The sequence below is a fragment of the Micromonospora sp. NPDC048839 genome (genome assembly GCF_040649915.1).
Classification (GTDB): Bacteria; Actinomycetota; Actinomycetes; order Mycobacteriales; family Micromonosporaceae; genus Micromonospora.
This window is the reverse complement of the sequence record NZ_JBEZGL010000004.1, coordinates 132934-154710: the sequence shown is the minus strand read 5'-3', so window position 1 is coordinate 154710 and position 21777 is coordinate 132934. Positions and strand designations below refer to the sequence as shown.

The 21777-nt window shown below is 69.3% G+C and carries 19 protein-coding genes; 14 read left to right on the top strand and 5 right to left on the bottom strand.

From position 1 onward, the window contains the following. The first annotated feature begins 307 nt into the window (after positions 1-307). From AB0C25_RS09525 to AB0C25_RS09510, 4 genes are all read left to right on the top strand, one after another. Complete coding sequence (locus AB0C25_RS09525; RefSeq protein ID WP_357371316.1) at positions 308-1099, top strand: SCO2525 family SAM-dependent methyltransferase; 792 nt, start codon at positions 308-310, stop codon at positions 1097-1099. 130 nt (positions 1100-1229) lie between these two features. Next, on the top strand, positions 1230-3071 hold the full coding sequence (locus AB0C25_RS09520) for an SCO2524 family protein (RefSeq protein WP_357371314.1): 1842 nt from the start codon (positions 1230-1232) through the stop codon (positions 3069-3071). Continuing rightward, complete coding sequence (locus AB0C25_RS09515; protein ID WP_357371312.1) at positions 3072-4001, top strand: SCO2523 family variant P-loop protein; 930 nt, start codon at positions 3072-3074, stop codon at positions 3999-4001. Continuing rightward, complete coding sequence (locus tag AB0C25_RS09510; protein WP_357371310.1) at positions 3986-4963, top strand: SCO2522 family protein; 978 nt, start codon at positions 3986-3988, stop codon at positions 4961-4963. Before AB0C25_RS09515 ends, AB0C25_RS09510 begins: the two co-directional genes overlap by 16 nt. Positions 4964-4969: 6 nt before the next feature. Here AB0C25_RS09510 and AB0C25_RS09505 read toward each other — a convergent pair whose 3' ends face one another. After that, positions 4970-5926, bottom strand: a complete 957-nt coding sequence (locus AB0C25_RS09505) for an SCO2521 family protein (protein WP_357371308.1) — start codon at positions 5924-5926, stop codon at positions 4970-4972. A gap of 295 nt (positions 5927-6221) precedes the next feature. On the opposite strand from AB0C25_RS09505, the gene AB0C25_RS09500 reads away from it, so the two are divergent. From AB0C25_RS09500 to AB0C25_RS09490, 3 genes are all read left to right on the top strand, one after another. Further along, positions 6222-10436 carry a HEAT repeat domain-containing protein gene (locus AB0C25_RS09500; RefSeq protein ID WP_357371306.1) on the top strand — a complete coding sequence of 1405 codons (4215 nt, stop codon included), beginning with the start codon at positions 6222-6224 and terminating at the stop codon, positions 10434-10436. A 76-nt stretch (positions 10437-10512) separates the two neighbouring features. Next, entirely contained in the window at positions 10513-12312 is a 1800-nt protein-coding gene (locus AB0C25_RS09495) for a RyR domain-containing protein (RefSeq protein ID WP_357371304.1), read from the top strand. Further along, positions 12302-12814 (top strand): hypothetical protein, encoded by a 513-nt coding sequence (locus tag AB0C25_RS09490; RefSeq protein WP_357371302.1) that lies wholly within the window; start codon positions 12302-12304, stop codon positions 12812-12814. Before AB0C25_RS09495 ends, AB0C25_RS09490 begins: the two co-directional genes overlap by 11 nt. 168 nt (positions 12815-12982) lie before the next feature. On the opposite strand, the gene AB0C25_RS09485 is transcribed toward AB0C25_RS09490, so the two are convergent. Then, a complete protein-coding gene (locus AB0C25_RS09485; protein WP_357371300.1) occupies positions 12983-13324 on the bottom strand; it encodes a helix-turn-helix domain-containing protein in 342 nt (113 codons plus the stop codon). 66 nt (positions 13325-13390) lie between these two features. On the opposite strand from AB0C25_RS09485, the gene AB0C25_RS09480 reads away from it, so the two are divergent. From AB0C25_RS09480 to AB0C25_RS09460, 5 genes are all read left to right on the top strand, one after another. Continuing rightward, positions 13391-13819 (top strand): DUF4440 domain-containing protein, encoded by a 429-nt coding sequence (locus AB0C25_RS09480; protein WP_357371298.1) that lies wholly within the window; start codon positions 13391-13393, stop codon positions 13817-13819. Positions 13820-14152: 333 nt separating this feature from the next. Next, positions 14153-14530, top strand: coding sequence for an aminotransferase class I/II-fold pyridoxal phosphate-dependent enzyme (locus AB0C25_RS09475; RefSeq protein ID WP_357371296.1), 378 nt, complete (start codon positions 14153-14155; stop codon positions 14528-14530). Between the two features lie 238 nt (positions 14531-14768). After that, positions 14769-14903, top strand: coding sequence for a hypothetical protein (locus AB0C25_RS09470; protein ID WP_357371293.1), 135 nt, complete (start codon positions 14769-14771; stop codon positions 14901-14903). Positions 14904-15043: 140 nt separating this feature from the next. Continuing rightward, positions 15044-15193, top strand: coding sequence for a hypothetical protein (locus AB0C25_RS09465; protein WP_357371291.1), 150 nt, complete (start codon positions 15044-15046; stop codon positions 15191-15193). A gap of 8 nt (positions 15194-15201) precedes the next feature. Continuing rightward, the gene (locus tag AB0C25_RS09460) at positions 15202-15705 is read left to right on the top strand and encodes an RNA 2'-phosphotransferase (protein WP_357371289.1); all 504 of its coding nucleotides are present in this window, start codon (positions 15202-15204) and stop codon (positions 15703-15705) included. Positions 15706-15730: 25 nt separating this feature from the next. Here the strand turns inward: AB0C25_RS09460 and AB0C25_RS09455 are convergent, their stop codons facing one another. Further along, positions 15731-16369 (bottom strand): DUF6461 domain-containing protein, encoded by a 639-nt coding sequence (locus AB0C25_RS09455; protein ID WP_357371287.1) that lies wholly within the window; start codon positions 16367-16369, stop codon positions 15731-15733. Between the two features lie 1210 nt (positions 16370-17579). Here AB0C25_RS09455 and AB0C25_RS09450 point away from each other — a divergent pair. Together AB0C25_RS09450 and AB0C25_RS09445 are read left to right on the top strand one after the other, a co-directional pair. Further along, positions 17580-18077 (top strand): sigma-70 family RNA polymerase sigma factor, encoded by a 498-nt coding sequence (locus AB0C25_RS09450; RefSeq protein ID WP_357371285.1) that lies wholly within the window; start codon positions 17580-17582, stop codon positions 18075-18077. A gap of 11 nt (positions 18078-18088) precedes the next feature. Then, complete coding sequence (locus AB0C25_RS09445; protein ID WP_357371283.1) at positions 18089-19081, top strand: hypothetical protein; 993 nt, start codon at positions 18089-18091, stop codon at positions 19079-19081. A 629-nt stretch (positions 19082-19710) separates the two neighbouring features. Here the strand turns inward: AB0C25_RS09445 and AB0C25_RS09440 are convergent. Both AB0C25_RS09440 and AB0C25_RS09435 read right to left on the bottom strand, forming a co-directional pair. After that, positions 19711-20340 carry a hypothetical protein gene (locus AB0C25_RS09440; protein ID WP_357371281.1) on the bottom strand — a complete coding sequence of 210 codons (630 nt, stop codon included), beginning with the start codon at positions 20338-20340 and terminating at the stop codon, positions 19711-19713. A 547-nt stretch (positions 20341-20887) separates the two neighbouring features. Beyond that, complete coding sequence (locus tag AB0C25_RS09435) at positions 20888-21742, bottom strand: hypothetical protein (RefSeq protein ID WP_357371278.1); 855 nt, start codon at positions 21740-21742, stop codon at positions 20888-20890. Positions 21743-21777: the final 35 nt, after the last annotated feature.

Below are 21777 nucleotides of genomic sequence, written 5' to 3'. Positions count from 1 at the left end.
CGGAAGCGTCGACGGCGAAGCGGCAGTCTCCGACCCGGTCAGCGGATAGCCGCGCCAGTGGTGGCGACGGCGATGCTGTTCGTCGTGACGGATATTGGACACCAGGTCGGACAGGTCTGGGCACGCGCGCCGGCTGGGGTGCTGGTCGGCTTGTCGGCATCCGGCCAGCGTCCTGTCGTCGCCATTTCCGGCGGATGGTGAAGTTCCTACACTTGTGGGCCAACACCACCTCTGCTACATAATGAGCAGTGCGGTGAGCGCCGCTTCAGCGACCACGGTGATCCGCCAACCCGATGGAGGCCCGTCTATGGCGTTGACCCCGGCGACTGGGGGCGGTTGCGGCGAGTCGACGCCACGCTCACCGATTCAGTCACCGAGGCCGGTCAATTCCGACGTCGAGTGGGACAGCTTCGACCCGCAGGCATATGTCCGGCACAACTACGCGGATCTGCGGTCCGACGATCGGGAGATCCTCTGCCGCATCCGAGACTTCTTCGCCGAGGCGAAACTCTCCGACGCGCGGTGCGTCGATGTGGGGTCGGGAGCGAATCTGTACCCGGCGTTGTCGCTTCTGCCGTTCGCGAAGGCCGTCGACCTGTGTGAATGGTCGACGGCGAACGTGGACTGGCTGCGCGCGCAGGTCGACAGCTACGACGAGCTCTGGGACCCGTACTGGCGGGTGTGCGCGGAGCACCCGGCGTACGCGGCGCTGGCGGACCCGCGCCGACGCCTGGCGCAGGTGGGCCGGGTGGTGCGGACCAGCGTCTTCACCCTGCCGAGGCACGCCTGGAGCGCCGGCACGATGTTTTTCGTGGCCTGCTCCATCTCGACCGACCGGGCCGAGGCCGAGCACGCGATCGGTCGGTTTCTGGACGCGCTGCGGCCCGGGTCGCCCTTCGCCGTGACGGTCATGCTCGGGTCGCTCGGCTACAGCGTCGGGCGGCGAATGTTCCCGGCGGTGGCACTGCAGCGCGCCGACGTGGTGGCCAGCATCGCGGCGGGCGCGTACGACCTGGACGTCCACGAGGTACGGCCCAAGCCGCCGCTGCGGGACGGGTATCTGAGCATGCTGCTGGCTACCGGCCGTACCCGCGGATAGCGCCGACACGCGGCCATCGAAGCCTTTCAAGTGGCACTCGACCGGCCCGCTACCATGATGCTGTACGCCATCGTGGGCACGGCAATACCAGCGGTTTCGAGTCGACGACTACAACAGACGGCGGTGGATCATGCGGATGCAGCCGCGCCAGGAGATCCTCGACATCTGGCGGGCTACGGTTCGCAGTTGCTGGGCGGACGGTGAATGGCACTGGGGCAGCCGAAGTGGTAGCAACTCGATCAGCGACGCGGAGCAACTGCTGACCCTGTTGCTTCCCGCGGCCAAGGTCCCGGTGTTGTCACTGGACGACCCGGACCGCGCCGACGAAGAGGTGATCGAGGCGCTCAGCCCGCTCGGCGGCGCGATCGAGATTCCCCGCCGGCTGGTCAGCGTGATGATCGACTATTTCCGGCGGTACACCGACGACGCCGGCACTCCGATCTTCGCCGGGGGCAGTTACCTCACCCCGCTGGAGGGCGGTCCGGAGCTCACCGACGAGCAGCGTTCCCTGGACATCGTCGACTCGTTCGCGGTGTCGGTCACTCTCACGCTGGCGACCATCGGTTTCGTCAAGGTCTACCGCAGCTCCACCCAGCGGCGCGACCTGTTGGCGCAACTGGACGAACTGGACGCAATGGCGAGCGTGCGCCTCACGGCGGCGATGGTCGGCCTGCTCCGCAGCTTCAGCACCTTCGTCTTCACCTCCACCGACGAGTACGGCATTCGTCTGTGCGACATGGTCAACCAGGACGAGCTGCCGCGCCGCGAGCTGGTGGCGGCCCTGCGCGAGCAGTTGCGGGACACCATGGCGAGTCTGCGCAGCGTGATCATCGGGTCGGGTCGGGTGACCGAGGACCTGGACAACAGCGAGATGCTGTTCGAGTGCGGCTGGTCGTGGGGGCTCATCTCCGGGGCCGAGGAGGTGCCGACCACCGAGCCGATCGGGCGGCAGCGTGCGGGCACGGCGGAGAACGCCCCCTACCTCTACTTCACGGTCATCGCGATGGACGCCATCGAGGACCTGAACTCCGAACGCACCCGGCTGCTCGGGTTGCTCAACGAGGAGCAGCAGCGGTTGTCCCGGGCGCTGCAACTGCGTTGGGAGCTCACCCGGACGTACTGGGCGACGGTGGCGACCTTCGGCAACCGGCGGCGGTGGCCCATCGAGGACATCCCCTGGCGGACGACCGACGGTGACCGGACCGACTACTACACCCTCCAGGCCACGTCGCTGGCGGTGAAGGGCCTGATCGCCGTCGGGCGCGGCGGTGACGAGGAGCTCGGCCGGATCGCCGCGGTGCTGGTGGAGCTGGCGCAGCGGGCGCGGATCACCCGGCGGGCGTCGCCCGGCGAACCGGCGCTGTTCGTGCACGCGCCGGGCAAGCGGGTGACCCTGAACGACGACACGTCAAAGCCGATCATGACGTGGAACGTGAACGAGTTCTCCACGGTGCTGCTCCAGCGGGCGGTCACCGTCGCCGGTCTGCTGAGCAACGCCCGACGGCGCAGTGAACTGCTCGAGCTGGCCGACGAGGTGTGGGACCACCTGCTGCTGCGTCGCATCCCGGATGGCCGGCACCAGGGGCTGTGGGACCACGCCGGTGGTGCTTTTCCCGGCCTGGCGCCGAAGCCGGACGCACCCTCCTGGTATCTGACCGAGCGGGTGGTGCAGGCGCTGGTCACCTCCGGTCAGCTGCTGTGGGAGCGGCCGTTCCCCCGAGCCGGCCGGCTGGCCGGTTACGCGCAGGACCTCATCGACGAGGCCGAATACCTGTTCGACCGGGAGTTGATGCGCGGCACCTTCGACGGTGAGGCGATGCAACGCAGCATGCGCAGCATCCGGGCCAGCCTGGGCCGGGCGCAGCTGCTCGTCGACGAGCGTCCCGGCACGGCGGCCGCTCTGGTGAACACTCTCCTGTTGCTACTCAACGACGTCGCCACCGGGCAGCAGAAGGCCAGCGAGGGGATCTGAATGCTGGTCTTCGTCACGTCACACAAGGGCGGCACCGGGCGGTCGGTGACCGCGGCGAACATCGCCTACCGCAGCGCGTTGTCCGGTCGCCCCACCTGTTACCTGGATTACGACTTCGGCTCGCCGACCGCCGGCATCACGTTCCAGATTCCGCAGGCCGTCAACGGTGTGGAGGGCGCCGGGCCCAACGGTGGCGGCCTGCACCGATACCTGCGCGGGGAGATCCCGTCGCCGGAGCAGTTGGACGTGTGGGGCACCTCCGAACGTGCCAGCCTACGGCAGCGGCCCATCGGGTCCGGTCCGCTGGTGCTCCTGCCGGGGCAGCGCAACGGCAGCGAGTTCGGTTTCACCAACGACATCGCCAAGCGCTGCGCCGAACTCTTCCTCCGCCTGGAGGAGGAGTTCGACCTGACCCTGGTGGACCTCAGCGCCGGCCGGTCGTACGCCAGTCAGATCGCGCTGGCCGCCACCGCGACCTCGACCCTGCGTAAGGTCGCCGTGCGCTGGTTGGTCTTCCACAGGTGGACTCCCCAGCACGTCACCGCGGCGGCGGACCTGGCCTTCGAGGCGGGTGGGATCGTGGCCATGGGCAAGGAGTACGGCCACGAGCCGGACAAGCTACGGGAGTCACTGCGCTTCATCCGTACGGCGGTGATCGACTCACGGGGCCCGGAGGTCGGCCACCTCGGCCTCGCCCAGCAGGCCTTCCTGCGCAAGTGCGACCTGGAGCTGTCGGAGCTGGCCCGACGACGGGGTGTCGGGCGTACGACGCTGCTCGGCGTGGTGCCGCTGGATCCTCTGCTGCAGTGGCGGGAGCAGCTGATCTCCGATCACGACGTGCAGGCCAAGATTGCCAACGTCAAGACGGTGGACGCCTTCGTTGTCCTGACCGAGAAGCTTTTCGACGAGACGGCATGGGACACGGCGTGATCGGCATGGATGTCAGGTTCCAGGAGGCAGCTGCGGTGCGACGTACAGAGAGCGTGGCGTACTCGCATCTGTCCGTGGAGCTGGGGCACTTCTACGCGGAGGACTTCGGCGACGGGTGTGAGGAGCTGAGGCGCAAGTTCGAGCGGATCGCGGACTGGTCGGCCGCGATCCCGGCTCTGGCCCGACGCGGACTGCCCGCACACCGGGAGCCCCGGATCAGCACCTGCTTCATGTTGGACGACTACTTCCACCGCTTCGGCACCCCCCGCGAGGTGATCCCGCAGGTGCAGAGCGCCGCGGCGGAGCACGGCCTGATCCTGGACTACGTGGCCCGGGAGTCCAGCTTCGCTCGGCACGACGGTGCCGAACTGGCCCGGTTGGTGGTCGACACACTGGTGGTGGAACCACCTCGGCAGACCACCGGGAGTCGTCCGCCGTTGATCGAGTCGGGCTGGCTGTCCAACGGTAAGCGGTCCCCCGGGCACGTCGACGCGCCGGCGATGACCCTGCCACGGCCCTGGTCTCCGCCGTTGCAGTCCGGCGATCCCCGGCACTCCATCTTCGTCGACATCGAGCTCTGGTCCGACGAGTCGGATGCCCGGGTGTGGGCCTGCGCCCTGCTCGCCTCGGTCTGGCAGATGACCCGGCTCGGCGTGCTACGGCACCAGGGCGAGACGATGACGCAGCCGTGCCGGCTCACCGGCGAGCTGCCGACGGACTGGGACGAACTGCCGGCGATCGTCCAGCTGAACCCGACGGCCGCGCCGTTCTGCGCGTATCGCACGCTGACCCTGATGGGCACCCAGTACCTGCCGGTGGAGCTGGCCGTACGGACCATCCTCGGCCAGGTGGCGGTGCCGCCGGCGGTCGCGCAGCAGGTCGCCAAACGGGCCGGCGGCGAGGGCCTGCACCTGCCCAGCGAGCTGGTCGACAGGTTGAGCTACGTGTTCATCGGCGACTGAGCGCGCTCAACGCCCACACGGCTCGTCGACGGTCACCCGGCCGGCCAGGTCGCGCAGCAGCGCCATGTTGCTCACGCTGATCTGATCCCGGATCCAGTTGACCGACGAGTTCCACTGACGGCTGAACCCGGGTACCTGCTCCAACTGGTCCCAGATCGGCCGCAGCCGCGGGTGCACCCGCGCGCCGGGCAGCCACAGGTGCAGCAGGTGCTCCAGCACCGGCCGCAGCCGATCGACGTGCTCCTGCCCGGAGGCCGATCGGGTGACCGCGGACTCCACCAGCGAGGACAGCATGGTCAGCAGCCAGTCGTGCAACGCGAGATCTTCGCAGAGCCCCGCCACGGCGGCCGGCACGTCCTGCGGGTCGAGCACGAGTTCGACCGTGCGCAGGGTGGGTGAGTCCACGGTGACCACCGCCGAGACGTCCCGGTTGCCACGCTCGTCGGCCTGCGCCGTCCAGCGCAGCCGCGTGCGGGCGGTGCGCAGCGGCGGGCGCCGGTCCAGCAGCTCGGACATCTGCACACCGTCGAGCACCCGGCCGGTGATCGCCTCCAGGTTCAGCACGTCGGCGTTGTTGCCCCGCAGGAAGCCCGCGCTCAGGTCGGCGACGTCCAGCTTGCCGACCGTCTCCAGGACGCCGGGGTTGGCCAGATAGTGCGACCACGGCTGGCGGCGCTCGCCGGCGACGACGTGGATGACCGAGGAGGCCTGCACGATCCGGCCGCCGGTGATGACGGCCCGGGTGACGACGGCTCCCACCCCCCGCAACTGACGCTTCCTGGCGCTCGGGAGCCAGCAGTCGACACCGGTGCGGACATCGGGTGACACCGCGTACAGCGATGGCCGCCGGGAGGTCAGCACGGCCTCGCCCTCGATCAGGCTGAGCACTTCGGCGCTCTGCTCCTGGGCCAACGCCGTGCTGTGCTGCAGAAGGCTGGTGTGCACCTCACCGACCGTGAGCATGGCTTCCTCCGCAACGCTGCCACCGACCCGCGCTCATCCCGCGGTATGCGGCTCATGCTGATTGACGTACACCCTCGCGACCGGCACGGACACGGATCCGCGTCGGACAACCGAAACTCCACGATTACGAGATTCGACCGCCCGGATCCGTATCTGTTGATGGCCATCATAGGCCCGGGGTCGGCGGGAATCCCATGTACGGCCGGCGTTCGGAGTGTTCGCGGTCGGACGCACGTGACAGCGGCTGATATTTTCAATGGTGCGGTCGCCAGCCACCCCCTGGAGTTTGCCGTTCATGAAGGTCTACATTTCGGCCACACAAAAGGACCTGCTGGAATACCGCGCTGCCGTCCACGCCGTGGCTCGCCGTCTGGAGATCGACGACGTGGCCATGGAGGCGTACGGCGCCGACATCCGGCCGCCGCTGGAACGCTGCCTCTCCGACGTGCGCCGGTGCGACCTCTACGTGGGGCTGTTCGCCTGGCGGTACGGGTTTCGCCCGCCCGACCAGGAGTCCTCCATCACCGAGTTGGAATACCGGGAGGCGCTCGCGGCGGGAAAGCCCTGCCTGGTGTTCCTGCTCGCGGAGGACACGCCCTGGCCGGTCGACATGATCGACCGGGATGCCGACTGGCAGCAGATCGTCGCATTGCGCCGTGAGCTCAAGGAGCGCCACCTCTGCGCCTTCTTCTCCGGCGTGGACGACCTCACCGCCAAGGTGACCGCCGCACTTGCCGACGTACGCAGTGGCAGGTCCCCGGCGCGCGAGCCCGCCGACCCGGACACCCACCTGCCGACGGCCGTCCGCAACCAGTACTACAAGCAGTTGTCGCTGAGATACCAGGCCGTGTCGGTGGACGCGGTCTCACCGCGTCCCACCATCGGCTACCTCACCGTCGGGCTGCCCAAGGTGTTCGTGGAGCCCCGCGTCCACGAGGACGCGCGACCGGAGATGCCGCTGGCGTGGTGGCGTTGGGCAGGGTCCACACCGGGCGACGACGTCGGCGGGCTGCCCGGGGTGGTCAACCCGGAAGAGGTGGAGCGGCTCTGGGAGGAGTACGCGGCCAAGGACGAGCTGTCGCTGTTCGACGTGGTGTCCGACCCGGGCCGGCGCACCATCATGCTGCTCGGCGACCCCGGCTCCGGCAAGTCCGCCGCCGCGCGGTACCTGGCGCTGACGCTGGCCGGGGTCTGCGTCGAGCCTCGACTGAGCGCGCTGGACCGGTACCTACCCGTCCTGATCGAGCTGCGCTCCTACGCCACCCATCACGGGGACGGCCGGTGCGACGGCTTGCTCGACTACGTCGGCCACCGCCACCAGCAGGGGCTGGCCGGGATCGACCAGGACGTGTTGGAGGCTTACCTGCGCCAGGGCGGCCAGGCGCTGTTCCTGTTCGACGGCCTGGACGAGGTGTTCGACCCGGCGCAGCGCGAAGAGGTGGCCGCGCAGATCGCCACGTTCGCCAACGAGTACCCGGGGGTGCTGACCGTGGTCACCTCGCGGGTGGCCGGTTACCAGCGGCACACCCTTGCCAACGCGGGCTTCGACCACTTCACCCTGGAGGATCTCGACGACGAGCAGATCGCGAGGTTCCTCGGCAACTGGTACCGCTACGTGATGCCCACGCCGGCCGCGGAGGCGGAGCGGCAGCGGCGGCAGATCCTCGACGTGGTGGGCAGTTCCCGGGCGATGCGCGAGATCGCCGGCAACCCCCTGCTGCTGATGCTCATGGCGATCGTCGGCCGGGGTCACCCGCTGCCGCGCAACCGACGCCGGCTCTACGCGCACGTGACCGACGTACTGATCTCCGAGTGGGATGTGACCAAGCAACTGCGCGAGAGCCACGGCGACGTGCCGTCGCTGGACCTGCAGGCGAAGCGTCGGCTGCTGCGTCACCTGGCGTACTGGATGCAGGTCCGCGAGTCCGGCCCCGCCGGAAACTACATTGAATCCGACGAACTGGCCCGCATCTTCCGGGATCACCTCGTCGCGTTCTACGGTTTTGAGAATGAGCGGGCGCTCGCCATGGCTTACTCGATGATCGACAAATTGCGGCAGCGAAGCTTCATCCTGGAACGGTACGGACTGCGACTGTTCGGGTTCGTGCACCGCGCGTTTCTGGAGTTCTTCTGCGCCGAAGAGATCGTGGACAGATGCGAACACGACAAGGCCAACTGGGGCCTCGATCGACTGCGTTCGCTGTTTCGCGACCACTGGGCCGATCCGTCGTGGCGGGAGGTGCTTCGACTGGTCGCCAGCGCCCTGCCCGCCCAGATCGCCAACGAGCTGGTCACCCTGCTCGCCACCGAGGCCACCCAACCGTGGCCGCCGCTGAACCTGACCGGGCCGCCGTGGAACCTGGTGCTGGCGGCGCAGTGCGTGGCCGAGGCGCCGCAGCCCGCCGAACTGGCCGGCGCGGGCGACGCCGTGCTGCGCCAGGTCGTACGTCTCATCGAGCACGGCATCTCCGCCGACGACCCGAACCTGGTGGATCTCACCGAGCAGGAGCTGCTGTCCTCGATCCGGGCGCTCGGCCCGAGTTGGCCCGGCCGGGAGATCTTCCTGCACTGGTACCGCCGCCGTGGGGTGCGGACCAGTTGGCGATCCGGCTCTGCCTTCGCCACCCGGATCGCGGCGGTGCTGTCCACCGCCGAGGAGCAGATCGAGGACCTGCTCGTCCGGGAGTTGGGCCAGGGCCGCGAGCGGCAGGCCCACCTCACCCTGGTCGCCGGGCTGGCCGAGGCCGCCGGCCGCCTCGAGGCCACCGGCGGCAACAGTCGCCGATGCCGGGACATGCTGCTCGCTCAGGCGCAGGCCGAGGTCTCCACCGCGGTGCGGCAGGCGGCCGTACGCGCACTGGTCGCCCACTTCGGCGCCCACCTCGACCTCGTGGACGTGCTGCGCGACCTCGCCAACTCCCCCGATCTCGCGGTGCGGGCGCTGGCCGTGCAGTCCCTCGGCACCCGGTCCGACCTCTCCGACGACGTCCGCCAGGTGTTGGCCAGGGCCACCGGGGACACCGCCGCCGCGGTGCGGCGAGCCGCCGCCGGAGTGCTCACCGCGCGGTGCGCCGATCTGCCGGACGCACCCGAGTCGATGCAGCGACTGCTGGCCACCGACACCGACCCCGGTGTGGTGCAGTGCGTGCTGAAGGGTCTGCTGGTTCGGCCGGAGTACGCCGAGACCGCACGAACCACGGCGCTGCAGCGGGTCACCGGCGACTCCCCGGACGAGGTCCGACGCTGCATTCTGATCGAGCTGCTGCCCGAGCGACCCAGCCCGGAGAGCACCGAGCTGTTGCTGAAGCTGGCCTGCTCGGACACGTCCGCGCGGGTCCGCGCGGTCGCCGTGCAGCGGTTGGCGCTCGTCCCCGACCCGGAGGGGCGCTGCCGGGCCCGGCTGGTCGATCAGATCGAGCAGGACGAGGAGTCCTCCGTGCGGGCCGCCGCGGTCACCGCTCTGATCGACCGGGACCGCGCCGACGACACCGGGTGGACCGTGGTGGCCCGCACGGCTCACGTCGACGAGGACGCGACGGTACGCCTCGCCGCGGTGCGCGCGCTGGCCGAGGCCTACCCCGACCACCGCACCGGGGAACTGCTGCTGGAGAGCGCTCGACGCGATCCGACCGCGAGCGTCCGGCTCGCCGCCGTCGACCTGCTCACCGGGCGACCGCTGTTCGGCCACGCGACCCGAGATCTGCTCATCAGCCGCGCCTCCCAGGAGCGGGACCCGATCGTCCGGCTGCGGGTCACCCGTAGCCTGGCCCGTCTCGCCGACCCACCCGACCTTGAGGTGCGGGAGTGCCTTGCCGACCAGGTCAGTCGGGACCCCGACCCGAACGTGCTGTGCGCCGCCGCCCAGGCGCTCGCCCGCCACGGCGGCGCCCCGGGCCTGATGGAGACACTGTGCCGGCGGGCCCGCCGAGACAGCTACGTCGGCATCCGGTTGGCCGCCGTGCAGACCCTCTGCGCGCACGGGAGCCCGGAACTGGTGACCGACGTGCTGCTGGAATGCGTCGAGTCCGACACCGACCCGACCGTGTTCGACGCGGCCGTGCGCTGCCTGACCAAGCAGGGCTCGGCGTCCATGGCGGTGACGCTGCGGCTCATGCGCCGCCTGTCGGACCAGGACCCGGCGATCCGCGCCCGCATCGCCGCCGCGCTCGGCGAGCACTTCGGCGCCGACCCGGAGGTTCAGGTGCTGCTGGTCGGGCTGGTCCGCGACGATCCGGCCCTGGAGGTCCGCCGCCGGGCCGTGGAGCAGCTGGGCGCCACCCTGGCCGGCCGCACGGGGGTACGGGACCTGCTGCTGAGGCTGGCGGACGACGATGACTGGGAGATCCGCCGGACCGCGCTGCTCGCGTTGACCCGTCACTACGACCGGGACACCCGGACCCGGGAGGTGCTCGTGCGGCTCGCGCACCAGGAGGATGACGGCGCGGTGCGGCGGCTGGCCGGACAACTGCTGGCCACGCTGCCCGACACCCGACCCGACGACTTTCCGTGATCGACCCGGAGCCGTAGGTGCACACGCGTGCGCGTCGAGCGACGATCCGATCGACCTCGTCAAATACCATGAGCTCATGACGGATCCGGTCGCCGGCTCGTCCCGCCCGGCCGGCTGGAGTCTGCGGGTCCTCTTCGGAGTGATCGGGCTGACCGCTCTCGTCCTCGGCTATGTCGGCTTCGAGCGCCTGCTCCAGGCCCGACCGGAGGTCGCCCACGACCCGTACGACCTGCTCTACTACGACCTGCAACTGTTCGTCTTCGGCGCCGAACCCTTCCAGGACGCCGGCCCGTACCCGTGGCAGCTGCAGGTCGCCCGGTTCGCCGCCCCGCTGTTCACGCTCCTCGCCGTGGCCGAGGCCAGCCGGCTGCTGCTGGCCGCCGAGACTCGCCGCCTGCGCGCCCGGCGGGCACGTGGTCACGTCCTGGTCTGCGGCGACTCCCAGTTCGCCCGCATGCTCGCCGACCGGCTCTTCGCCGACGGTGAGCGTGTGGTGGTGGTGCGCTCCGAACCGTTCGGGCCACTGGAGTACCGGTGGCGCCGGTACCTCGGCGTGGTCGGCGACCCGACCAGCCCCGAGGTGTTGCGCGGCGCCGGCCTGCCCCGAGCCCACACCATCTACGCGTGCAGCGACGACGACGACCGCAACCACGCGATCGCCAACACCGCCAACCGGCTCATCCAGGACCGACGGCAACCACCGCGGGTCTACATCCTGGTCCACGACTCGGAGATGTGTCTGTCCCTGCAGGCCCGACGACTCGGTGCCGCCGGGTCCAGCCGGCTGCGGCTGGACTACTTCCACGTCGACGACGTCGCGGCACGCGCACTGCACCGGCACCACCCGCTGCCCAGCGCGGGGGACCAACCGACCAGGATCCTCATCGCGGGCACCGGCCCCTTCCGCCGGGCCCTCCTGGTGGAGAGCGCCCGGCACTGGCACGCATCCCGAGCCGACACCCCCGCGGGCCACGCCGTGCCACCCCTGCGGGTGGACGTCGTGGCACCGGATGCCGGCACCGAGATCGCGCTGGCGTCGTCGCGTTACCCGTTCCTGGCCACCGTCTGCCAGTTGACCGCGTACGACCTGGATCTCGACGGTGTCGTCGGTCTCGGCCGCGACCGCTACGACCGCATCTACGTCTGCGCACCGGACGAGATCAGCGGCCTGCGGTTCGTGCTGGACACGCCCGCCCTGTGGCAGGGCGCCGAGAGTGCCGTGTTCGTGCCGGTCTACCGGCAGGCGGCGCTCGCCGCGGCCTTCCACGGCGACCCCCGTCACGACCTGCTCGACGAGGTGCACGGCAAGCTCCGCCTCTATCCGGTGCTCACCCACGCCTGCGACGCCCGGCTGATCGCCGAGGACCTCACCGAGCGGTTGGCCCGGCTGATCCACGAGCGGTACGTCCAGGCCCAGCAGCGCGCCGGGGTACGGCTCGGCGATGCCCCGGCGATGGTGGACTGGTCACGACTACCCGAGTCGTTGCGGCGGGCCAACCGGGCCCACGTGCAGGACATCGCCGCCAAGCTGTTGGATCTCGGTTGCGTCGTGGCGCCCCGCCACGGTGGCACCGGTGACGCCTCGGCCGCCGGGCAGGCCATCGACGACCGGATCGAGGAACTCGCCCGCCTGGAACACGACCGGTGGTGCCGGGAACGGCGCGGGGACGGCTGGACGTACGGTGACCCACGTGACGACGTCCAGCGGCGGCATCCCGCCCTGCGGCCGTGGGAGGAGCTGCCGTCCGACGTGCAGGAGCAGAACCGCGAGGGGATCCGGGCACTGCCCGACGTGCTGTCCGACAGCGGGTTCGAGCTGATCCGGCTGACACCTCCGGTGCCCGCGCAGCGGAGAGGCCCGAGGGATGCCGCCTGACCTCGGCCCGGTCCGCGTCGGCGTGACCGGGCACATCAACCTGACCCGCGACACCGAGCTGCTCGTCGCCGACGCCCTCCGCGTCGAGTTGGGCCGGATCAGCGACCGGCCCGTACACGGCGTGACCTGCCTGGCGGCCGGCGCGGACCAGGTCTTCGCGCGCACGATCCTCGACCTGGGCGGCACCTACGAGGTGATCCTGCCGGCCCGTGACTACCGGGTCGCGGTGATCAGGCCGGAGAATCGGCTGGCCTTCGACGAGCTGCTCGACCGGGCGGCAGCGGTCGTCCACACCGGTTACGACCGCTCGGGCACCGCCGCCTACGTGGTCGCCAACCGGGAGCTGGTCCGACGGGTGCAGCGACTCGTGGCGGTGTGGGACGGCAAACCTGGCTGTCACCCCGCGTCGACGGAGCGGACCATCGACTGGGCGCGGCACCACGGCGTACCGACCACGATCCTCTGGCCCGTCGGTGCCCGCCGAACGCCCATCGAGGGCTGACGGGCGGGTCCTGCTGTCGGTGGCGGCGCGCCGATCTGACGGCCTACCTCGCGCAGCGCCAGGCCGACCTCGATCCTCTTCTCGGCCGGGGGATGGTTCACCCCATCGCCACCAGTGGCGGTCCGTCCATCGATCGTCGCGGACTCGACCCGATCCGAGGCTGAACTCTCACGCCCGCTCGCGCAACAGCGCGTCACCGGTGCGGTAGAGCTCGACGAGCAGTGGGCGCAGCTCCGTGCCGGCACGGGTCAGGCGGTAGCAGGTACTCGGCGGGAAGGTGCGGGAGCGGTCGCGCTCGACCAGGCCCTGCCGGGTGAGTGCCGCGAGCCGCTCGCTGAGCACCTTGGCGCTCAGGTCGGGCAGCGCCGCCTGAAGTCGGCCGAACGATCGTGGGCCGTGCATCAGTTCCCGCAACACCAGGGTCGCCCACCGGCCGCTCACCGCGGCCAGGGCAATCTCGACGGGGCAACTGGGCTCCGGCCGGCGGGTCGCGCCGCGCTGGTCCGGCACCAGGTCACGATCCCAGCCGCCTCTCACCGTTTGGTTACCTACGCGCCCAGCGCCTTGACTGTCGGCATGTCCCGTGATCTCGACACCCACTCCGAGAGTGTCCCACTCAGCGACAGCGCGGCTGAGCACCCGTCGGTGTTCGCCCACGCCTTCAACTCCGGGGACGTCGCCGCAGTCGAACAGGTCTACGAACCCGAAGGCCTACTCGTCACCGTCCCAGGTCAGCCCGTCACCGGTGCCGCCCGGATCGCCGCCAATCAGCGCTTCCTCGACCTCGGGCTCCCCATCGACGTACGGCCCCGCCACGTCTACGTGGCCGACGACATCGCCCTGCTCATCGTCGACTGGACCATTGACGGCACCGATCGCGACGGCCGTCCCGTACAAATCGAAGGCACCGCCACCGACGTGGCCCGCCGCGGTCCCGACGGCCGCTGGCGGTACATCATCGACAACCCGTTCGGCACTGCCGAGTCGGAGACTCGCCCCGATTAGGGCAGGACGTCCACGTCCTGCCCCTGGCGCCAGTGGATGCTGCTGACCGCAGCCGCCGTGGGGGGTGGTTTGGTACGCCTAGATCAACGCGAGTCGGCCCATTCGAGCCGCCTCGCTGGTGCTCGGGATCTGGTTGATCGTCGTGGCCTCGCTCGGCTGGCTGGCCTTGCTCTCGGGCGGCGTCCAGGACAACGACGAGGGTGAGGGAACGGGCTACCTGGCCAACGTCGCGCAGTTGGAAGCCGCACGTACCAGTCGTACGAAGCTCCTGGTCTTCGTCTCACCGTCGAACCCCGCCGGTGCCGTCTACCCGCGCGAGCAGGCGTCTGCAACGTGGCACAGGCGGCCGCCCTCGCCGCGGTGTCCGGTGATCTCACCGCGGTAGCGGAGATGAGGACGGCGTTCGACCGCAGACGACAGACGATCGTGCGGATGCTCAACGAGATTCCCGGCGTCGTCTGCCCGGAGCCGCGCGGTGCCTTCTACGCCTACCCGTCCGTCCGGGGGATCCTCGGGCAAGAACTGCGGGGGCGGCGCCCGAGCACCAGCGCCGAGCTGGCCGACCTGGTGCTCACGGAGGCGGAGGTCGCGGTTGTCCCCGGCGAGGCCTTCGGCACCCCGGGCTATTTCCGCTTCTCGTACGCGCTTGCCGACGACGACCTGGTCGATGGGGTGCAGCGGATCGCGAGGCTGTTCGCCGAGGCGCAGTAACGCTGAAGGCCGTGCCGGGGTACTCCGGTGGAGGTCGAGACGGAGGTGCTATTTCACGAGCATCTCCGCCGGCCGGCGGGCGTCGAGGCACTTCCCACCGTCGGCAGGAGCTGGAACAGCGTAGGGTCGGCGTGCAGTGGAGGACTTACGCGCCCGCCGCGTGGGTCTTCTGTCAGCACGCCGCGATCAGGCGAGTACCACGTTGCACGTTCACCTACCTGTTTCAGGAGGTTCGATCATGTCCAAGGACTCGACGACCAAGGCGAACGTCAAGAAGAAGGGTAAGACGACCAAGGAGAAGCAGACTGCGAAGCGCCTGAAGCGCGAAGAGCAGAACGGGCATTCTTCAAACGTCGTGCCCACCGGGCGCTGACGCCGGCAGCATCGCTCAATTGTCCGAATGCGGCGATGAAGGTGGGGGCTGACGATTGTCGGATCCCCACCTGCCGCTGCTGCCGGAGAGCTGTGGCCGGGGCCGCTCAGGTGGTGCACAGGGCGACGACCCCGGAGGCCATGCTCACCGGTCAGCAGCAGATCGTTGCCGGCCGTACCCGCCAGGCCCACCGGGGAGAACCCGGTTCGGTGTTGCCGGAAAACCTCTCGATTCGAGCGACGGGGATCGGCCACAATGCCACCGTGGAACGCGAGCGCCTGGTGAAGTGAGCAAACGGATGTCGAGGGCGCTCCGGCACGCCCCTGACCGGGCCGGCCTGGTGCTCGACCCGGCCGGTTGGACACCCGTCGACGCTCTGCTCGCCGCCCTACGGATCGAGCGGGCCGAGTTGGACGCGGTCGTCGCCGGCAACGACAAGCAGCGGTTCGCTGTCGAGCGCGGCACCGACGGGGTGCTGCGGATCCGGGCCAACCAGGGCCACTCGGTCCCGGTAGACCTCGGGCTGCCCCCGGTGACCCCACCGGACCGGCTCTATCACGGCACCGGCGCCGGTGCGTTGGAGTCGATCCGGGCCACCGGTCTGCACCGCGGCGGCCGGCATCACGTCCATCTCTCCGCCGACACCGAGACCGCCCACCGGGTCGGCGCCCGACGGGCCGGTCGGGTGGTGATCCTCACCATCGACGCGGCGGCGATGGCCGCGGCCGGGCACGTGTTCCACCGCAGCGCCAACGGTGTCTGGCTCACCGACGCGGTCCCGCCCGGCTATCTGCTCGACTGAGCCCGGCCTGGCTCGGACCGCCGCGCTACAGGCCGTTACTAAGATTGTTGAGGGCGCGCCCTTCCTGAGCAGGCGCTGATGGATTCGGTCCGGGCCTGCGGAGCAGGCGTCCCGGTGGACGGCGGTCAGTGGTGTAAGGATGGGACGGCGAGTGGGTTCGCTGGGCGGAGAGGCGTGCAGTGAGCAACGGCCCGTCAACGGAGTGGGAGTCGAGCGGGGCGCCGATATATACGGCGACAGCCTCCAGAGCCGGGATCAGCCGCGAGCGCTGCGGTGGAGGCGTGGCAAGTTGGCCGTGCATCAAATCCCACCATGGGTGCGGCGGCTGGGGTTTCGTGTTGGGCATGCCGGGCTCGAACTGCTCGACGCATCGCTTGTCGCGCCAATGAGCGAAGATGTTCATGCCGTCACCACCGCGCAGGATGCTGAGGGTCTCGGTGCCCTCCGACAGTGCCGAACATGTGGCCGGCATGGCGCCTGCGACGCTCTCCTCCTCGAGACAGAACGACCAAGTCGCTAGAATTCCGGCTCGCAGCACCGCTCCCTCTTGCAGGCTTTCGCCGTACTGGGAGCTGGCGTGATGGTCGAGAGAACGTGCCGCCTGTGGGTCGGCGCCGTATCGCACCAGCACATCCTCGGGGCTGCGGCCCTTGGTGAACGTCACACACCACATGCCGCGACGTGGGGCCATGGCCCATGCCCACTGCGCAGCTGGGGATTCACTCACCTGTGTCTCCTACTCCGCCACCCGCTAGAGCACGATGGAGGGCCGAGGGAGCCTCAGGCCCTCCGTCCTGCCATGCCCTTGTTAGCTCACCACACTCACGTCGAACCTTTCGGTACCGAGGACACGCTGGTTCTTCGCGAAGGCACCGTACTTGACCTCGGCGGCGGAGCCGCGTCCCGACCTTTGGACACTGATCGCCGGCGCCGCCGCGGCCCGAGTAACGGCTACTGACCTTGCTCGGGGTTCAGGTCGTCAGGAGCACACGATCTGGGCCCCTGCTACCACCGGGTTCACCCCAGTTTTCGTTGCCGGGCATGGCCAATGCCGTCCCGAAATGCCCTGAGCGTAGGTAGCTTCCCCGGTGAGACACCCGACGGCGTGGGGCATCTTGTTCATCATTGACGTCCGCAGACGCCCTGAGCGCCGGTATCGGGGGTCGGGCTGGTGTCGCGCTCGACGGCGGACGGATCTATGCCGGCTCGCGCACACCGCCGGCGTTGCCACCGTCGTCTGGCATCGGTTCGGCCGGGGCTTCGGGCAGTTCGTCCGGCGCGCCAGGCAGGAGGTCGCCCGCGTCGTCTGGAACCGGTTCACGCGGGTCGATGGGCGGATACTGTTCGGGGTCGAGATCCGGTCCAGTCATCATGCGAGTATCCGTCGCCTTCCGGGCTGCCGCTCGTCGAGCCCGCGAGCCGGGCAGCCTTCCCCGCACCTTAGGCGACTGGCGGCACTGATCCTGCGGCTCCCTGTCACCTCGGGCGGTGCTCATCGGCGTCGGCCAGAGCCCGCCGACCCTCCCGGCACGGTCGTACTGGTCAAGGGTGACGACTCCCTCAGCGGACTCGACGCAGAGCCGCTGAAGAGGTAGCTGCGACTCGGCAGAGAGGAAGTCGGGTCGCATCGCCACGAGGCAGTGCAGTGCCGGTTGACTGGACAGGGCGGTGGTCAGAAGCTGTGCCCTGATCATCTCCGACACCCTCGCGGCTCCGGCCGCAGGGCTTCGGGTTCCCCACGCGTGCTCCGCCCGGCACCAACTGATCGCCAGACCGTTGATCATGAGGTTCGAGTAGGGTTCAACCCATTTGTCACCGCTAACCTCATGATCAACGAAAGATTTTTCTGTGGGGGTAAATGGATCGGGGCGCTGATGCGTAATCCCCTTGTGGAACGAGACCGGACGGACTTCGCGGACTTCTATCAGCGCTCCCGGGACAACTGCCTGCGCGCCGTACTAGCTGGTACGGGCGATCGCGCGCTGGCCGAGGATCTGGTCGCTGAGGCGTACGCGCGAGCCTGGGCCTCCTGGCGACAGGTGAGCCAGCACCCGGCACCCGCGGCGTGGGTGGTGCGCACCGCCCTCAACATCCGGGTGTCCTGGTGGCGGCGACGCCGGCGGGAGGTGGCCCTCGACGGCCACGAGCGAGCGTCCCTCATCGAGGACAACCTCGACACGAATGACGCCCTGCTGGCCGCCGTTCGCCGGCTGCCACAGCGGCAGCGTGAGGTGGTCGTGCTACGTATCTGGCTCGACCTGGACACCAGGTCCGTGGCTGCGGTGTTGGGCATCTCCGCCCAAACCGTAGCCGTCCATCTGTCCCGTGCCACCGCAACCCTGCGGGGGCAGCTCGCGCCCGCAGCCCGTTAGGAGATTCGATCATGAATGACAATGAGGTGTGGGACGCGGTGAAGCAGACCCTTTCCGACGTACAGATGGATCGCCCGGTCGAGGCGATCGAGCAGCGTGGCCGGGCCCGGCGACGCAACCGCCAGATGCTCGGCCTGGCCGCTGGCGGTGGCGTCGCGGCCGTGGCCGCTCTCGCACTTGCCCTGCCGATGGCCACGGGATCCGGCACGGTCCCGGCTCCGACCGGCCCGGACAATCACGCCGGGGCCGCCTCCGCAGCACCGGCAGGCAACATCAAGCTCGTGTCCCTGGCAGCGAACCTCACCGCGGACAACGCCTCGCTGCCGGGCGACGCGTCGCTGATCATCGAGAAGGTCGATGTCCGTCGGGGCACCGTGCCATCTCGTACCCGGTACCACCTGTACACCGACAGCGGCGAGTACTACTACACGGAGGCCAGGAACGAACTCCCACGGGTGATCGCTCGTGGCGAGAACCTCGGCAACGGCTTCCACACCCGTGGGGTGGCGGCGGCGCGGAACGCGGCAACCGGCGACCTCGCCGAAGCCCGAGAGCAAATGATCAACTCCGTGTACGACGAGGGGAAGCCCCCGGCCGGCGCCGAGGAGGAGCGAATGAAGATCCTCCGGCAGAAGGGGGTCGCGAACCCGTCTCCGCTCACGGATGAGGACCGCGAGCGCATCGCCGCCAACCACGTCTGGGTCAACAGCGTCGACGTGCTCTCCGCAGGGGGAGGCGACCCGAAGGTACGGGCGGGCGTGCTTCGCCTGGCCTCCACCATCCCCGGTGTCACCGTCGCGGACTCGACGACCGGCGGGCAGCCCACCCTGACCATCACCGCCAAGGTGTGGACGGACGCCACCCAACAGGTGCTGATCATCAACGCCGAGAACGGCGTACCGATCAGCTCCATGATGGACTCACCGGAGACGGGAACCTCCATTGCCGAAACCTTCAAGGTCTCCCGCGTGACGGTGGCCGACGTCAAGGCCGGCAGTTTCTGACCCTCGATCCTGCACCGTGCGCGTCGTCCGCACCACGTGGACGGCGCGCACGGACCCACCTGCTCCCCCGATCCCCGGCCCGGAACTGGGCTGCGGTGGCCGATCGGCGCAGGAACAACCGGTGCGGTACGACCTCTCCTGCCAGGGCTTGGAAGCACCAACCTCGGAGGCCGGCCTGCCCAACCGTGCGGCGCCGGTACCGCACGTCACTGATCCAGGGATGGCAGCACCGTCGAGCCGGGCCAGGCTCCGGGGAGCCCGCTCATCGTGAGCGGGCTCCCGAAACGGCTCAACCAGGTTTTGACGCTTCAGCCGCAGTCGCGCGGGATCGCGCCATGAGGAGCGCGATACCTCCAGGGGATCGCCTCGTTCGCACTTGCGGCATGCTGGTCCGGTGTTCGCCAACGACGTAGTCGCGGCCCTTGCCGATGCCTCCTTCGTGCAGGAGCACCTTGAGCGACTCATCGTCGGCCAGCCCAAGCGCGCGGCGGCTTGGGCGCAAGACGCCTTGCACTGGGCCGACCTGCGTATCAGATGGGCTGTGACGGAGGACCGGGCACGATAGCCATTCCTCATCGCGGCATCCCAAGCTTATCCTGAGCGGACGGCGGCGGAAGAGGACGCATGCGTTATTCAGCTATACCGCTTGCCACCTGGTCGGCAATATTGAACGTGGTGCAGCACTCGGGGCAGGTGAAACGGCCGAACAATTTCGTGAGGGAGGTCGCCACGAATTCGCGACCCGCCTGCACGGCCTCGGCATGCAAGCGTTCGGCCAATTCTGAGGAGAGGCCCGGTTCGATGGTGGATTCCCCAGGCTCCAGGCAGAGGAGTAGTTCGCTCTCGCACGCTGGGCATTCCAGTTCGGCCTCACCGCCGTTGATACAACCCAGTTCTGAGCTCCAGACTTTGTCACCGTCCAAACCGAGAACTGCCTGCTGTAGACCCACGAAAGTGAAATCGGGAAAGGCCTCGTCCGCCAGACCATCACAGGCGAGCGCGCGTAAGGTGGCGATCTCCTGGGCGTACAACGTGCGGCTCGCGGCGTCGGCCGTCCGTGCGACCACCCCCGCGAGGCCCAGGACCTCGACCCGTTCGTGCCGGGAGAATGCCGAGCAGGTCCGAGCCAGCCAGGGCAGGATGGCAGGCTCTGGGAGATCCCAAGTGCCATCAGGCGACTGTCCCTTCCAGATTCGTTCCCACGCTGGAGAGTTCGAATCCGCCGCCGCAGCGTCCAGTGTCTCTTGAGCAACCTTCACCCGACGAAGCCTCGCACAGAGCGAAGGAATGGTGCGAGTTCGTACCGAGGGCAGCCGGCGATCGGCCCACGGCCGCGCCATGCCCACCGCAGCGCCTTCCCCGGTGTCGAGGAGCTACGACACCTCGTCAAGGAACTGGCGGCGGCTATACCGACAACGGGCACATTCGCCGTGGCCGGATTTGCGCCAGAGTGCGTTAGAACCAGGTTCGCGGTCGTAGAAGTCGCCACAGGCGCCCACGCCAGCGCGAACTGCGCACCTGCACGACGCTGCCCACCCCAACATGATCATCTACCGCCCACCGCCTACCGCTCGCGGCGGCCGGAACATGCTGCGCCCTGCTCGCACTCACCGAATCTGACCCCGCACGCCTGCCCGCCGTCGCTGCGACGCAATGCTCGACAGCGCCGCTCCGTCGCCGCGTTCAACGGCCCATACCCAGAAAACATGCCTAAAGATCTTGGCGGCACGGCGGCGTCGCCGGACAGCCGACCCGGCCAGCGACGGGGTCATCGGCTCCGCCCGTCTTCCACCAACGCCGACGCTCTCAAGCCTCAGCCGGCGACGCATCCACCGGATCGGGCGTATCAGTAAGGCCGGCGACGAGCAGCAGGTACGCGGTCAGTTCGACCACCGCCGTCAGCGCCCCCATCGGTTGCGGCATGGACAGGGTGGGCGTGATGCCAACCCAGGCGAACAAGCCGCTGTCACTGCCGACAGACAGGGGCATCGCGACCGTGCCAATGCTTGTGTCCATCAGCGGCAGCGCCATGAGGGCCAGCATCGTCGCACCGATCGAGGCGAGCCGTCGACCGTGGCCGGCGAGCGCCGAGGCGAGTGCCAGCGCGGTAATCCCGAGGACCAGGGGCGGCAGGACCGCCATGCTCACGGCCATCATCAGTTCGGCCACCTCGGTGCCGGCCGTGCGCGGAGGTGCAGCAGCAACGGCACGCCAGATCCTGACCATACGGAAGGCCGCATAGCCGGTGATCAGCGCAGCCACCACGCCGGCGGGCGCCGCCGTCTGCCGATGCCAGCCACCGCGGCGCCACGCAACGAGCAGCACCAGCACCGCGGTCAACGAAGGCCAACAGAGGGAGAGACCCGACTCGAACGCGGACGGTGCCTCCCCGGCCGAGCCGGGCACGAGCACCTGCCAGCCGCCGCCATCGCTGCCCGCAGCCGCCGGCATCGTCCGGACCGCGTCCACGAGCAGGACCGCGAGGGCTACCCCCAGCGGCCAGCGGGAACTCGGCGATCGGCTGACCACGGCACAGGCAAGGAGGAAACCGACGCTCAACAGCTCCGCGTAACGCCAGATCGGACGGGCGGTCAGGACGCCTGCCACATGGACGGCGGTGCACAGAGCCGCAGCAGAAAGGAGAAACAGCCGGGGACGCACGGGCGCATCCTGCCACGCGTAGTCGCCAACCACAG

Excerpts from the sequence above, each read along its gene's own strand:
- AB0C25_RS09525 (WP_357371316.1), top strand. The coding sequence starts at position 308 with ATGGCGTTGACCCCGGCGACTGGGGGCGGTTGCGGCGAGTCGACGCCA.
- AB0C25_RS09520 (WP_357371314.1), top strand. The coding sequence starts at position 1,230 with ATGCGGATGCAGCCGCGCCAGGAGATCCTCGACATCTGGCGGGCTACG.
- AB0C25_RS09515 (WP_357371312.1), top strand. The coding sequence starts at position 3,072 with ATGCTGGTCTTCGTCACGTCACACAAGGGCGGCACCGGGCGGTCGGTG.
- AB0C25_RS09510 (WP_357371310.1), top strand. The coding sequence starts at position 3,986 with ATGGGACACGGCGTGATCGGCATGGATGTCAGGTTCCAGGAGGCAGCT.
- AB0C25_RS09505 (WP_357371308.1), bottom strand. The coding sequence starts at position 5,926 with ATGCTCACGGTCGGTGAGGTGCACACCAGCCTTCTGCAGCACAGCACG.
- AB0C25_RS09500 (WP_357371306.1), top strand. The coding sequence starts at position 6,222 with ATGAAGGTCTACATTTCGGCCACACAAAAGGACCTGCTGGAATACCGC.
- AB0C25_RS09495 (WP_357371304.1), top strand. The coding sequence starts at position 10,513 with ATGACGGATCCGGTCGCCGGCTCGTCCCGCCCGGCCGGCTGGAGTCTG.
- AB0C25_RS09490 (WP_357371302.1), top strand. The coding sequence starts at position 12,302 with ATGCCGCCTGACCTCGGCCCGGTCCGCGTCGGCGTGACCGGGCACATC.
- AB0C25_RS09480 (WP_357371298.1), top strand. The coding sequence starts at position 13,391 with ATGTCCCGTGATCTCGACACCCACTCCGAGAGTGTCCCACTCAGCGAC.
- AB0C25_RS09470 (WP_357371293.1), top strand. The coding sequence starts at position 14,769 with ATGTCCAAGGACTCGACGACCAAGGCGAACGTCAAGAAGAAGGGTAAG.
- AB0C25_RS09465 (WP_357371291.1), top strand. The coding sequence starts at position 15,044 with ATGCTCACCGGTCAGCAGCAGATCGTTGCCGGCCGTACCCGCCAGGCC.
- AB0C25_RS09460 (WP_357371289.1), top strand. The coding sequence starts at position 15,202 with ATGTCGAGGGCGCTCCGGCACGCCCCTGACCGGGCCGGCCTGGTGCTC.
- AB0C25_RS09450 (WP_357371285.1), top strand. The coding sequence starts at position 17,580 with ATGCGTAATCCCCTTGTGGAACGAGACCGGACGGACTTCGCGGACTTC.
- AB0C25_RS09445 (WP_357371283.1), top strand. The coding sequence starts at position 18,089 with ATGAATGACAATGAGGTGTGGGACGCGGTGAAGCAGACCCTTTCCGAC.